13 protein-coding genes and 1 tRNA gene are annotated in these 12,481 nt (G+C 55.5%); 10 read left to right on the plus strand and 4 right to left on the minus strand.

Annotated features, from left to right (window positions below):
* The first annotated feature begins 220 nt into the window (after window positions 1-220).
* A complete protein-coding gene (locus AB1F12_RS05635) occupies window positions 221-820 on the plus strand; it encodes a hypothetical protein (protein WP_368187199.1) in 600 nt (199 codons plus the stop codon).
* A gap of 2 nt (window positions 821-822) precedes the next feature.
* Here the strand turns inward: AB1F12_RS05635 and AB1F12_RS05640 are convergent, their stop codons facing one another.
* A complete protein-coding gene (locus AB1F12_RS05640) occupies window positions 823-1,137 on the minus strand; it encodes an Arc family DNA-binding protein (protein WP_368187201.1) in 315 nt (104 codons plus the stop codon).
* Window positions 1,138-1,221: 84 nt separating this feature from the next.
* Between AB1F12_RS05640 and AB1F12_RS05645 the strand changes: the two genes are divergently transcribed.
* Genes AB1F12_RS05645 through xerC form a run of 3 tightly spaced genes read left to right on the plus strand, consistent with a single transcriptional unit; the run spans window position 1,222 to window position 2,660 of the window.
* Entirely contained in the window at window positions 1,222-1,416 is a 195-nt protein-coding gene (locus AB1F12_RS05645) for an Arc family DNA-binding protein (RefSeq protein WP_368187203.1), read from the plus strand.
* Between the two features lie 24 nt (window positions 1,417-1,440).
* Window positions 1,441-1,632, plus strand: coding sequence for a hypothetical protein (locus tag AB1F12_RS05650; RefSeq protein ID WP_171727567.1), 192 nt, complete (start codon window positions 1,441-1,443; stop codon window positions 1,630-1,632).
* On the plus strand, window positions 1,629-2,660 hold the full coding sequence (gene xerC / locus AB1F12_RS05655) for a tyrosine recombinase XerC (protein ID WP_368187204.1): 1,032 nt from the start codon (window positions 1,629-1,631) through the stop codon (window positions 2,658-2,660). The genes AB1F12_RS05650 and xerC overlap by 4 nt, the downstream gene beginning before the upstream one ends.
* A gap of 68 nt (window positions 2,661-2,728) precedes the next feature.
* On the opposite strand, the gene AB1F12_RS05660 is transcribed toward xerC, so the two are convergent.
* A tRNA-Cys gene (locus AB1F12_RS05660) sits at window positions 2,729-2,802 on the minus strand.
* A 367-nt stretch (window positions 2,803-3,169) separates the two neighbouring features.
* Here AB1F12_RS05660 and AB1F12_RS05665 point away from each other — a divergent pair.
* The 4 genes from AB1F12_RS05665 (at window position 3,170) to AB1F12_RS05680 (ending at window position 9,030) form a co-directional block, all read left to right on the plus strand.
* Window positions 3,170-5,566 carry a beta strand repeat-containing protein gene (locus AB1F12_RS05665; protein ID WP_368187206.1) on the plus strand — a complete coding sequence of 799 codons (2,397 nt, stop codon included), beginning with the start codon at window positions 3,170-3,172 and terminating at the stop codon, window positions 5,564-5,566.
* A 190-nt stretch (window positions 5,567-5,756) separates the two neighbouring features.
* Entirely contained in the window at window positions 5,757-6,410 is a 654-nt protein-coding gene (locus tag AB1F12_RS05670) for a protein-L-isoaspartate O-methyltransferase (RefSeq protein ID WP_368187207.1), read from the plus strand.
* 62 nt (window positions 6,411-6,472) lie between these two features.
* Window positions 6,473-7,840, plus strand: coding sequence for a TolC family outer membrane protein (locus AB1F12_RS05675; protein ID WP_368187208.1), 1,368 nt, complete (start codon window positions 6,473-6,475; stop codon window positions 7,838-7,840).
* 77 nt (window positions 7,841-7,917) lie between these two features.
* Window positions 7,918-9,030 carry a hypothetical protein gene (locus AB1F12_RS05680; protein WP_368187210.1) on the plus strand — a complete coding sequence of 371 codons (1,113 nt, stop codon included), beginning with the start codon at window positions 7,918-7,920 and terminating at the stop codon, window positions 9,028-9,030.
* Window positions 9,031-9,061: 31 nt separating this feature from the next.
* Here AB1F12_RS05680 and AB1F12_RS05685 read toward each other — a convergent pair whose 3' ends face one another.
* Window positions 9,062-10,540, minus strand: a complete 1,479-nt coding sequence (locus AB1F12_RS05685) for a cobyric acid synthase (RefSeq protein ID WP_368187212.1) — start codon at window positions 10,538-10,540, stop codon at window positions 9,062-9,064.
* Between the two features lie 64 nt (window positions 10,541-10,604).
* Here AB1F12_RS05685 and AB1F12_RS05690 point away from each other — a divergent pair, with 64 nt between their 5' ends.
* Complete coding sequence (locus tag AB1F12_RS05690; protein ID WP_368187213.1) at window positions 10,605-11,177, plus strand: cobalamin biosynthesis protein CobQ; 573 nt, start codon at window positions 10,605-10,607, stop codon at window positions 11,175-11,177.
* A 126-nt stretch (window positions 11,178-11,303) separates the two neighbouring features.
* Here AB1F12_RS05690 and AB1F12_RS05695 read toward each other — a convergent pair whose 3' ends face one another.
* Window positions 11,304-11,630 carry a DUF6280 family protein gene (locus AB1F12_RS05695; protein ID WP_368187215.1) on the minus strand — a complete coding sequence of 109 codons (327 nt, stop codon included), beginning with the start codon at window positions 11,628-11,630 and terminating at the stop codon, window positions 11,304-11,306.
* 228 nt (window positions 11,631-11,858) lie between these two features.
* Here AB1F12_RS05695 and efp point away from each other — a divergent pair, with 228 nt between their 5' ends.
* The gene (gene efp / locus AB1F12_RS05700; protein WP_368187217.1) at window positions 11,859-12,422 is read left to right on the plus strand and encodes an elongation factor P; all 564 of its coding nucleotides are present in this window, start codon (window positions 11,859-11,861) and stop codon (window positions 12,420-12,422) included.
* Window positions 12,423-12,481 lie beyond the last annotated feature (59 nt).

A 12,481-nucleotide genomic window follows, 5' to 3' on the forward strand; every position in this document is an offset into this window, starting at 1 on the left:
ACTTCTTCCCTCAATCTCATGGCCTGTATTCGGCCAGATCGCTGAGATTGCTCTACGGAATATATTCCACAAAGCGCGCGCGAGCCTCACAAAGGGGATACTCGCATATGGTGTAAAGGAGGAGTGTAGCCGTAAGGTATCAAAAATGTAGTAATGAAATCAAAAGGCATATATTGATATGTGGTGCAGACTTATCAGAAATTGGACTGCCGGAACGGCTTTGGCTCTGCTTTCAACCGTGGTCCCGCAGGCGGCGAAAGCCTATCAGGTTGACTGCGCCATTCTGCTTTGCCTGGCTGGTGGGTGGCCCGCGTCAGCAGAATGTGCCCATGCCCGTGCCGTGTTTATCCGTCGGATCACGCCCTGGCCGATTGAGCCGCCGTTGCAAATCTGGCGCTGCCCGATGGGGATTTCTGAGCGCGCGCCTTTGCAAAGCACGCCCCCGAATATCTGGGAGGCCAGCAACCACAATGGTCAGACACTCGCCCAAGTTATTCAGGCTCAGGTAGCTGAAGGCGGTGCCGATATCGACATCAGCGGTTTGGAATTCGATTTTGTCCGCTCGATACGCGTCTGGGATGTGCGGTACTACAGCCATCGCGAGCGCGGTCGCGACGATGATTGCTCTGAGAGCTACAACATGCGTCTCGGGACCTACGGCACGCAGGGCGAATTCGGCTGGCAACGCACGACACCAGCCGCCGCCCCGCAATGGGTTCTGCCGTCACGGCGCTGTTCGTCGTCAAATTGGCGACGAGGCGTCGGTGTGGAATGGGAAGATCACGAAGGCAACCACGGATACGAGTGGGCGGCCTACTAAGGCTATTCGCCGATGCCCTTCATACGTTCCGCAATATCGCCCGCAATGCGCTCATACAGGGCGGCTTGTTTGTCCCTTGGTGTTCCAGGTTTCGGGTTCCTTCGGCGGATGCGTTTGGCAAGCCAGAAGAGCAGCCTCGCGGCGGGGTCATCCAGTTTTTCCGGCACAGGAGCTGGATAGTTTTCTTCGAGGAGGGCAACGACTTCAGCATTCATGCTGCGATGGTTGGCCTCAGCTGCGAGGCGTATTCGATCGCGCAGGCCATCTGGCAGCCGCACGATGAACTTATCCTGATTTTGAGAGCTTTGTTCTGGCATAGTGGCACTAAGCCATAAAAAGCAATTGACGCAATAGTGGCTAAGTGCCACTAACGGGTTGTGGTTTCAACCTGGAGGCGTTTCATGAAAAGTCGTAAACCAATGCAGCTTCGGCTTCCGCAAGAGCTCAAAGAGTGGATCAAGGCGGAGTCAGATCGCAATGGAAACTCCCAAAATTCAGAAGTGATCCGCGCCATTCGCGCGGCGAAAGACAGACGTTCTACGCGCGGAGCAATTGGAAATATCAATATGGATCAAGGTGATAATGCGCGTTGTTAACGAGGTGAGAGAGGTGTCGATAAGATGACCAAAGCTAGTGCACAAACAAAAGCGAAACAGGCAGCCTCGGCCTTCATCCGCGAGGCGCGGGAGGCAGGTTGGCAGCGCGCGAAATTCGAGATCAAGCCCGATGGCAGCGTCATCGTCGATGCCAACATGATCGCTCCAGAGGCCGCAGACGACTTTCTCAACGGCGACTTGAGAATGGGCGAATGACCCGCAAGAGCCTGCCAAAATACGTCTATAATGACAGGGGTTACCTACGGTTCATCCGGCGTCCACGCGGTATCTCGGTCATGATGCACGAGGAAGCGGGCACGCCGGAATTTTGGGATCATTACAATCGCCTGCTGAAGGGAAAACCAGCGCCAGCGCCGGTGAAACGCAATTTTGAGGCGTTGATTCTTAGCTACTACGAGAGCGACGCCTACAAGAAGCTGAAGCCCCGGACGAGATCCGACTATCGGCGGTACATCAGCCACATTCGTGAGATCTGGGCCGACAAAGACCCGGCCAGGATCGAAACCCACCACATTTATGAACTGCACCGGGCAAATGCGGATCACTGGCGGCAAGCCAACTATCTCGTCCAGGTCATGGTCGTCTTGATGAACCACGCCCGTCTGATTGGTTTTATCAAGAAAGAGCATGGCAATCCGGCGAAGGGCATTCCGCTCTTCAAGCAGCAAAGCGACGGGTGGGAGCCTTGGCCAGACGATGTTCGAGCAGAGTTTGAAGCCCTGGCTTCAAAACGCGCGCGGCTGGTCTACGAGCTTTGCGTTGGCACGGGCCAGCGCATTGGCGATGTCGTGAAGATGAAGTGGGCGCACTTTTCGGATGAGGGATTCGATTTCACTCAAGGCAAAACCGACAAGCCGCTGTGGATCCCGCTCACCGATCGCCTCAAGGCCCATCTCGACGGACTCGCGCGAACGGATGGTACTGTCGTGACCGACCCCAAAGGTCGACCGGTGAGCTACCGCATCGTTGCGGAGGAAATGCGCACCATCAAAAAGAAGATGAAGCATGAGAAGGCGAGCTACTACAAAACGCACGGACTCAGGAAAAACGCGACGATCGAGCTTTATTTGGCTGGATGTGATGACGAGATGGTCAAAGCCGTCACCGGTCACTCAGGCGTTGAGATGCTGAAAAAATACGGCGGGCCGATCCGGCAAAGGGAGCTCGCGAAGCGCGCTCAAGAGGCGAGAAATCAAATGGAACGAAGCAAGAGCGAAACGTGAAAGTTTCAACGGTTGTTTCAAAAATGGCAGTGAAGGAGAGGTGGGATGACGCAAGTCATTGATTTTTTTGGAGGCGAGTACCGGAATCGAACCGGTGTACACGGATTTGCAATCCGCTGCGTCACCACTCCGCCAACTCGCCTTTGTGGTGTGAATGTCGATGATTGTTCGGACATTCTGGCTGAACAATGTATGTTCGAGGCGCCTTATTGCCGTTTTCAGCAGGCTTGTCCAGCCCACATTCGCAGATGAATTGCTTAATAACTTTAGCCTGCAAAACCGCGTTTTATCCCAATTTTTATGGGGCAATTGAGAGTGAGGCGGGGCAGGGCCGTGCCTGGATCATAACAAATAATGCGCGATTGTAGCGACGATCATTCGTTTGAGGGATGCAAGCCAACCGATTGTTTTTTTACAAATTCATCGGATGACCAATGGCGGCACATGACAAAAAGGGTTAACGTTTTCGCGAATTGTGTTTGTGACCAGCTGTATAGGATACCTGTTTTATGGCAACGTTTGATCTAAGTAATGCCGACCGAGAAGTTGATTTTGGACAAATTGTTTTTAATGTTTTTAGTACGCATGCCGTTGAAAATGGGGGGGATTTTTCGTTTCTCAACCCAACATCGGTCGGTAGCGACGACATCGAAATATCTGGAACCGGATTGTCCTATGTGGGGGGCGGCGCGCCTTATACCGGGACCATAAATCGTATCGAAATTGAGCTGGATAATGTTTTTAACATAGATCTGCCTTTTCCAGATGTGGTGATCACAGGCCTGTCGGTCAATGCCAATTTGCTGCCCGGGGGCATAAACGCCGCAGGGAACCGCGCGTTTTACGCAGCAATCGCGGCGGGGTCTGATTCATTTGTGCTTGGAAACAACAATGATGTGACGTCCATCTTTGGTGATTTTGTCAGTGTCGAAATTGGCACCAGCGTAACCACGCTTGCGGATACGTTTACCGGCGGCGGTGGGGCGCAACAGCGCGTTTATGGCGATGCCTTTCAGGTTCTCGACAATGGCACGTTGACCGCGGGAAATGATGTATTTACCGGCACCTTTCAGAGCGTGTTTGGTGATGTCGGGGCACTCCGCAGCGGGGCTTCTTTGGATGGGGGCGATGATGTTTACACCGAAACACAAGCCCATAGCGGACCGACGACCGGTTCCTTTGTTGGGGATGTGTCCAGCCTAAGTGGTTCCGCCAGTTCAACGGGTGGGGCCGATACATTTACCGGCGTTGTCGGGTCCAGTCGCGGATACTCCATTATGGGGGATGTCGGAACGGCGTCTTCTTCGACCTTTGTGGGTGGGGTTGATCGCATAACGCTAACAGCCGGAGGCAGCACCACTATTTTTGGGGACGCCAATAATGTTCAGTCCGGGTCGGTGTTTTCCGCAGCGGCCGACATTATTACCCTGCGCGGGGATTCCACCGCAAGCGCAACAATATTTGGTGATATCAGTTATTTAGCGAGTTCTCAGGTGTTGAGCCTGGGAGGGGATACCATATCGGTTGCCGGGTCCGGAGGCGGGTCGATCTTTGCCGATATTCGCAATGTGAACAGTGCCGTTGGAATTGTTAATGCCGGTGATGATGTCATTACGATCGCCGCGGGAACCAGCACGTTTTGGGGGATTTATGCTGACGTTAGTTCGAGCGCCAGTTCGAACATCGTGGGGGGGGATGATGTCATCCGCGATTTGGGAAGCGTGTCGCGCGTTGTCGTTTTTGGCGACGCTAATTCGGTGTCGGGTACCAGCACGCTGACAGGGGGCGACGATTTGATGACCGCCCGCAGTGGAGCCACCGGAGCAAGCGTTTATTATGGTGACGCCAGTTCCATTGTCGGCGCGTCTAACTTTTATGGTGGGAATGACCGAATTTTTGGTGGTCGCGGCGACAATAACATCGTTGGGGACGCAAATTCAGTTGATACAACCGGGGCCACGACCATGGGCGCTGACAGATTGTTGGGGCGCGGCGGCAATGACATCATTGTGGGGGATGTAAGCGTTGCCCGCGGAACGATTGTGGGCGGCAACGATAGTCTGTTTGGCGGGGCCGGTGGCGATACTCTGAATGGCGACGTGAACCAGATTCTGTCTGGTGGAACGCTAACCGGTGGCGATGATTTCTTAGCCGGAGGCGGCGGGAATGACACCATAAACGGGGATGCGGCATCGTCGATTTCGGGCACTCTGATTGGGGGCGATGATACCATTCATGGTGGCGCTGGCGCCGATCTGATCTATGGGGATACCGGCAATGTTGGCATTGTCACTGGCGGTGACGATGTGCTGCTCGGCGGGGCAGGGAATGACCGTATTTACGGGGATTCGGTGAACGAAACCAACGTAACAGGTGGCAATGATTATCTGGGCGGTGGCGATGGTGGGGATTCGCTTTATGGCGGAGGCGGCAACGATACGCTTTATGGACAGCGCGGGGCTGATCTGTTGTCAGGTGGTACCGGCAACGATCTGTTATTCGGCGGCGGCGCCAATGATCTGGTGGATGGCGGTACAGGGAATGACACTGTATTTGGCGGCCTTGGCAATGACGAGGTAAATGGCGACGCAGGTGCGGATGTGTTGTTTGGTGGACGCGGGCTTGATGAATTGACGGGGGGCGTGGGTAACGACACGCTAACCGGGGGCGGGGCGACGGATACCTTTGTCTTTGAGAATGGGCATGGCGTTGATCGCGTGATGGACTGGGATCAGTCGCAGGATCTGTTGGATCTGAGCGGGCTGACCGGCACCAACACGTTTTCGGATTGGACAGCAAACACCGCACAGGTTGGCGCAAATGTGGTCCTGACCAACGGGGCTGATGTGGTGGTGTTTGAGGGGGTGACCCTCGCGGACTTTGACAATAGTCACATGATTTTTTGATCAGTTTGGCCTGAATATTTGAGGTAAAACAAAGCGCGGGTTTGGGGATTAGGCCGTCTGGGGCAGCCAATGACGGTGCAATTCATCAAATCCTGGGCATTTGCGGGGCAATGCGGCACGATCGACAGTTGCCCCGCATCCACCTTTGTGGCATCACAATAGATGATGAACTGAACGAAAGAGTTTAGCCGTGGCTGATTACCAAACCCGTCGCACAATGATGGTCGACACGCAGGTGCGTCCATCCGACGTCACCAAATTCCCGATCATTGACGCGATGCTGTCCGTTCCACGCGAATTATACGTGCCGTCCGACAAACGCGAAGCCGCGTATATCGGTGAAAACGTTGATCTGGGTGATGGGCGCGTCGTGCTGGAACCCCGGACATTGGCAAAAATGTTGGACGGGTTGGATGTGCAACCGGATGAGGTGGTTTTGGATCTGGGCTGTGGTCTGGGTTATTCGACCGCTCTGTTGGCCAGCCTTTCTGAATTTGTTGTTGGCGTCGAAAGCGATTCTGAACGCGCCGAAGAAGGTCAGCAAATCCTGTCTGAACAGGGCGTGGATAATGCAGCTATCGTCGAAGGCGTGTTGGCCGAAGGCGCCGCCAAAAGTGGCCCCTATGATGTGATCGTGCTGCAGGGCGCCGTCGAACATCTGCCGGATGCGATCCTGGAACAGCTCAAAGATGGCGGGCGGATTGCCTGTCTGTTTGCAGAGGGCGCGCTGGGCGTTGTGCGGATCGGCTATAAGCTGGATGGCGCGGTCACGTGGCGATATTCATTTAATGCGGGTGCGCCAGTGCTGCCCGGATTTGAAAAACATAGTGCATTTATTCTCTGACCTCTTGTGCCGGGCCATCTGAGGCTTAGCTTTGGAGTTAAGATCTGGTGAAAGGGATTTTTATGGGAATTCGTAGCTTGTGTGCCGTGGCGGCCATGACAATTGCAATGGGTGCCACCGGTTCGGCGCGGGCAGAAACGCTCGCGGATGCGTTGGCCTATACCTATGAACATTCCGGCCTGATCGAACAGAACAGGGCCCTGTTACGCGCCGCAGACGAAGACGTGGCACAGGCCGTGGCGGATTTGTTGCCGGTTGTGAACTGGACCGCCAGCGCAGGTTACGCAACCAACGTGACCGGGCGCAGCAATGACGCCTATGATTATGCGGCCTCTTTGTCGATCGTGGGGCAGTTGCTGCTTTATGATGGTGGCGTTTCTCAGGCCAGCATCGATGCCCAAAAAGAAACCGTTCTGGCCACGCGTCAGCAATTGATTGGCGTTGAACAGCAGGCGCTGTTCCGCACAGTTGCCGCTTATATGGAAGTGCGCCGCCAAATCGCCTTTGTGGATTTGCGTCAAAACAACGTGCGCGTCATCACCCAAGAAGTGCGCGCCGCGAGGGATCGGTTTGACGTCGGCGAAGTGACCCGAACAGATGTCGCCCTGGCCGAAGCACGCCTGGCAGCCGCCCGTTCCGCAGAGGCCGGCGCACAGGGTGCATTGACCCGCGCCAAAGAAGAATTCCGCGCCGCTGTTGGCCGCGCTCCGGGGCAATTGCAGCCCGCATCCGGCGCGACGATTTCACGATCCTTAGAGGATGCGCAAACCTTTGCGTTGCGGTCCCACCCCTCTTTGCGGGCCGCGCAGCACAGCGTCACCGCGACGGAATTGGCCATTCGCGCCGCAGAGGCATCGACCAATGCCACCGTTAACCTCGATGGTCGGCTGAGCGTTGATGAAAGTTTCAACGAAGCCCTGAGCGTCGGGATCAGCGCCGGTGGCCCGATCTATGCCGGTGGTGCCATCGCCAGCGCTGTGCGTCAGGCCTATGCACGCCGGGATTCGGCCCGCGCTGGTTTGCACATCGCCCAGCATGATATTCGCCAGAATGTCGCCAACGCCTATGCGATCCTTGGCGTATCCCGCGCCAGCCGCGAAGCCTTTGATCGCCAGGTCCGCGCCGCGCAAACCGCGTTTCGCGGTGTTCGCGAAGAGGCAACATTGGGATCACGCACCACATTGGATGTGCTTAACGCCGAACAGGAATTACTGGATGCGCGGGCCAATCTGATTTCCGCACAAGTGGATGAAATCATTGCCAGCTACACGGTTTTGTCGACTATGGGGCTTTTGACGGCGGATCATTTGAACCTGAATGTCGAATTGTATGACCCAACGGCCTATTACAATCTGGTCAAAGACAGCCCCGCCGCATTGTCCGATCAGGGGCGTGCGCTGGACCGGGTACTGCAAGCGATTGGCGATTAAGTTCAAATTCTGCGTATCGGTTGTTTGAACGCTTTGTGACAGCTACAATGCATCACGAGGCGAGAGCAGGTAATACTATGTCAAATCCGGTATCCAACGTCGAAATCGAAGACGTCCTTTCATCTATTCGCAGGCTTGTGGCGCAGAGTGAGCCACAAGAGCAAGCGGTGAAAGAACCAGCAAAAGAAGCCTTGCCAAAGGATGGGGGCATGGATCGGCTGGTGCTGACCCCGGCATTCCGGGTGTTGGACCGTGAGGATACGGATGCCGCATCGGATGCACAAACCCACGCCGAATCGCAGCCTGATTTCGCAGAGACAGATCATCAAGTCGATGCAGATACGGCGGAAATTGCGCAGGCTGCGCCAGAATCCTCTTCAGAACCCACATCAGAGACGAAAGATGTATTGTTAAATCTGGTGTCCGATACCGCCCCGGAACTAGCTGCAGCCACTGACACAATGGCGGAGGATGCGCCATTAGAATTGTCTCAGGACGATCAGATCGCCGATGAGGCTACGCAGAATGGGGCGGATGATCCAGAAACTGCCCCTGTCGCAGAGCAGATCGAGCTGGATGACGCATATTCCAAAGCCGCGCAATCCGATCAGGCCCGCGCCGAAGTCATTTGGGAAAATGGCGAAGCTCATGTGGAAACGCTGAACGGACAGCGCGCGGATTTGATGGCAACCATCGCCGAATTAGAAGCCGCCGTCAGTTCGCAACCAGAAGAGTGGGAACCAGATGGCAGTGAAGCGCAGCCGGTTATGGATTGGAGCGCCACCCCTGACACAGAACGCCGCGCACCACGCCTGCATCTGAGTGTTGAAGACGCTGTGATGGCCGACGACACGCCCGTTGAAACCGCAGAAACGGCGTCAGAGGTTCACAATACAGCAGAGCCGTCGCTGGACGCGGCCGTAGCGGATGACACTGTGGTTGAGCTGCCCAAAGCTGCGGCGCCAGAGGCACAGGAACCGGTGGCAGATCTGCCAAATGATCAGGATTCTGATCTGGCGGCCTATCTGGACGGTGAAAACCTGATCGACGAAGAAGCGTTGCGCGACATGGTTGCTGAAATCGTTCGGAACGAATTGCAAGGTGTGCTGGGCGAACGGATCACCCGCAATGTGCGCAAATTGGTCCGCCGCGAGATTTACCGCATTCTGTCCAGCCAAGACTTTGAATAATCTGGATTAATCGCCAAGAATATAGGTGATCCTAAGGTCCCTCTGTCGTGCTGGCCAGCGCCAACAGGCGATCCACATCCATGTGGGTTTCCAGATGCTGCGCCAACGCGTCCAGCGTGTCTTCTACCCCTTTCGAATAATCCAGTGGATCAACCTTTGCGCCCAATTCCGCCAAATAGGTCGCGCGAAATTCGTCTGATCCAAACAGCCCGTGCAGATAGCAGCCCCGCACATGCCCGTCAGCGCTGGCAGCGCCTTCGGTGCGCGCGCCAATATCCAACCAAGCGCGATCCCGGTCCGGCCCGTCGGTTTCGCCGATATGGATTTCGTAGCCTTCTACATCCGCACCCGTGGCGCGGTAGGTGGCCTTGGTCAGGGCCAGATGTTTCTGAGGCTTCATATTGGTGACCACGTCCAGATGGCCCAAACCGGCCACATCACAGGGCGCGCCTTCGATCCCGTCAGCATCAACAATGCGCTGCCCCAGCATCTGATAGCCGCCACAGATGCCCAGAACACGCCCACCACGGCGGATATGGGCATGTAGGTCCACATCCCAGCCTTGGGCACGGAAATGGGCCAGATCAGCAATGGTGGATTTGGATCCGGGGATCAGGATCAGATCCGCATCACCGGGCAGGGCGCGCCCTGCCTCGATAATGTCCAGACTGACGCATGGTTCGGCGGCCAGCGGATCAAGGTCATCGAAATTCGCGATCCGGTTCAGCCGAGGCACCACAATTTTCAGCGCCCCACCGGGACGGGATGCCACATCCATCACATCCTCGGCAGGCAACAGATGCGCACGATCAAACCACGGGATGATCCCAACGCCGTCCCAGCCGGTGTGATCGGCAATGACCTGCATTCCGGCGGTAAACAGGGTGGGGTCGCCGCGAAATTTATTCACGCCGAACGCTTTGATCCGATTGCGGTCGTTTTCTGACAGAACCGTATGGCTGCCCACCAGCTGCGCAATCACCCCACCACGGTCGATGTCACCGATCAAGGCCACGGGGATGTTGGCCGCCTCGGCAAAGCCCATATTGGCGATGTCTCCGGCGCGTAGGTTCACCTCAGCCGGGCTGCCTGCGCCTTCGACCAGCACCAGATCATAGGCGGCCCGTAACCGATCAAAGCTTTGCAACACAGGTGGCAGCAATTTGTGTTTGGTTTTGCCGTAATCCCGCGCCTTCATTGTGGCTTTGCGTTTGCCCTGCACGATCACCTGTGCGCCCAAATCGGATTCGGGTTTCAACAGGACCGGGTTCATGTCCACAACCGGATCAAGCCCACAGGCCCGCGCCTGCAACGCCTGAGCGCGGCCAATTTCGCCGCTATCCACCGTCACGGCGGCGTTGTTGGACATGTTCTGGGGCTTAAACGGGGCCACACGCAGCCCACGATGCAACGCGGCCCGGCACAGGCCTGCCACCAACATGGATTTCCCCACATTGGACCCCGCACCCTGGATCATCAACGCGTTTGCTTGCATATGTGATTTGGCCATTTCCAACCTCCGCCCTAGTGTTCTAGGAAGCCGCGAGGCGAAGGGAAACCATGAAAGCGACCAAATGAACACGCCAGCGCATTTGATTTTCGGCAAGGCGGCCTTTGCGCAGGAACAGGTGCGCGGCACCACGGCGGCGGCGTTGTCTGGCGCTTTGATCCCGGACCTGTCGCTATATCTGCTGGTGGGCTGGCATTTTCTGATCCTGAACACACCTGCGGATGTGGTGTTTAACGACCTCTACTTTTCATCCTCATGGCAGGCGGTTTTTCGGATCGACAATTCTTTCTTGCTTTGGGGGATTGGGATCAGCTTTGCGATCTGGGCCAAACGGCCCATTTGGATCGCGTTATGTGGCGCGGCATTGCTGCATTTGGCGTTGGATTTCCCGCTGCATCATAATGACGGACGCGCGCATTTCTGGCCCATGTCGGATTGGATTTTTCAAAGCCCGGTCAGCTATTGGAACCGCAATCACCATGCCGGCATTGTCGGCCCAATCGAAGTGTCACTGGTGCTGGTTTGCAGTGTTTTGCTCTACCGTCGGTTTAAAAGCTGGATCAAACGTGCGCTGGTGGGTTTGCTGTTGATGGCAGAGCTGGCCATCAGCAATCTGGGCCATATTTTGTTTGGCTAAAATTTAGGCACGGCACTGGGACAGCATGGGGTTTGTCACGGGCCATCGCGTTTTGGGGGCGGAAAAGGAAAACGCGGCCCGAGCAGAGGGCCGCGTTTTCATCATTGGCAGACTTTTAAATCTGGATCACGCAGCGCGTGCGGCCTCTGCTTCGGCGGCATTACGACGTTCGCTTTCTTCGCGCGACAGCGCAACAGAAGTCCGAACACCCTTACCAACAAAAGACATCAGCCCTTCGACAACCCGTTCGTTGGGATCAATCCCAGCGCAGGTCAGTACTTCGCGGCCATCACGTGACCGAGCCCAGCGTGCAATTTGCTCAGGACCGTTACCATACTTTTTATCGTCGGCAATGGCATCGTCCAAAGCGGCCAAAACAACGGCTGCAAATAATTTGCGCGCACGATTGCCTTGTTCGTTGTTATAGGCGCTACCATCGACAAAATCTCTCATGAGAGGTCCTTTTTTATTTTTAGCACTTGTAGTTCCGGCGTGAGGGCGAATATGCCTATTTCCAGTTGATTCGGGTGGCCTCTTTTGGAATGGCTGCCATGCGTTTGGTGCATGGCTGATTCAGGGGCGTTTCCGTATATAGGTAAGTTGCATTGGACCCATCCCCAAGATATAGGGTTGGTTAAGCAAACAACAACCATTTGACATAATTCTGACACAAAGCGACCCATGCCAAAAATTAACGGAAACGAAATTCGCCCCGGCAATGTGCTGGAACATAATGACGGTCTGTGGGCCGCTGTTAAAGTCGATCACGTAAAGCCCGGCAAAGGCGGGGCCTTTGCGCAGGTGGAAATGCGCAACCTGCGTAACGGGTCAAAACTGAACGAACGGTTCCGGTCCGCGGACAAGGTTGAACGCGTGCGTTTGGAACAGAAAGATCAGCAATTTCTCTATGAAAACGATGGGATGCTGGTTTTTATGGACACCGAAACCTACGAACAGGTTGAGCTGCCAGCCGAGATTTTGGGCGACCGTCGTCCGTTCCTGCAGGACGGAATGACCATCGTGGTTGAGTTCCACGAAGAAGAGGCGCTGAGCGCGCAATTGCCACAAAAAGTGACCTGCAAGATCGTTGAAACCGAGCCTGTCGTCAAAGGTCAGACCGCGGCCAACAGCTTTAAGCCTGCGGTTTTGGACAATGGCGTGCGTGTCATGGTGCCACCTTTTGTGGGCCAAGATGAGATGATTGTCGTCAGTACGGAAACAATGGAATATTCAGAACGCGCGTAATGCGCGTCGGATGTTTACGATTTAACGACGTTGAGCCCCGCCACTGGCGGGGCTTTTGA

Source organism: Aestuariibius sp. HNIBRBA575 (genome assembly GCF_040932005.1).
Taxonomy (GTDB): Bacteria; Pseudomonadota; Alphaproteobacteria; order Rhodobacterales; family Rhodobacteraceae; genus CANLNM01.

Excerpts from the sequence above, each read along its gene's own strand:
- AB1F12_RS05640 (WP_368187201.1), bottom strand. The coding sequence starts at position 1,137 with ATGCCAGAACAAAGCTCTCAAAATCAGGATAAGTTCATCGTGCGGCTG.
- AB1F12_RS05645 (WP_368187203.1), top strand. The coding sequence starts at position 1,222 with ATGAAAAGTCGTAAACCAATGCAGCTTCGGCTTCCGCAAGAGCTCAAA.
- AB1F12_RS05650 (WP_171727567.1), top strand. The coding sequence starts at position 1,441 with ATGACCAAAGCTAGTGCACAAACAAAAGCGAAACAGGCAGCCTCGGCC.
- xerC (WP_368187204.1), top strand. The coding sequence starts at position 1,629 with ATGACCCGCAAGAGCCTGCCAAAATACGTCTATAATGACAGGGGTTAC.
- AB1F12_RS05665 (WP_368187206.1), top strand. The coding sequence starts at position 3,170 with ATGGCAACGTTTGATCTAAGTAATGCCGACCGAGAAGTTGATTTTGGA.
- AB1F12_RS05675 (WP_368187208.1), top strand. The coding sequence starts at position 6,473 with ATGGGAATTCGTAGCTTGTGTGCCGTGGCGGCCATGACAATTGCAATG.
- AB1F12_RS05680 (WP_368187210.1), top strand. The coding sequence starts at position 7,918 with ATGTCAAATCCGGTATCCAACGTCGAAATCGAAGACGTCCTTTCATCT.
- AB1F12_RS05685 (WP_368187212.1), bottom strand. The coding sequence starts at position 10,540 with ATGGCCAAATCACATATGCAAGCAAACGCGTTGATGATCCAGGGTGCG.
- AB1F12_RS05690 (WP_368187213.1), top strand. The coding sequence starts at position 10,605 with ATGAACACGCCAGCGCATTTGATTTTCGGCAAGGCGGCCTTTGCGCAG.
- AB1F12_RS05695 (WP_368187215.1), bottom strand. The coding sequence starts at position 11,630 with ATGAGAGATTTTGTCGATGGTAGCGCCTATAACAACGAACAAGGCAAT.
- efp (WP_368187217.1), top strand. The coding sequence starts at position 11,859 with ATGCCAAAAATTAACGGAAACGAAATTCGCCCCGGCAATGTGCTGGAA.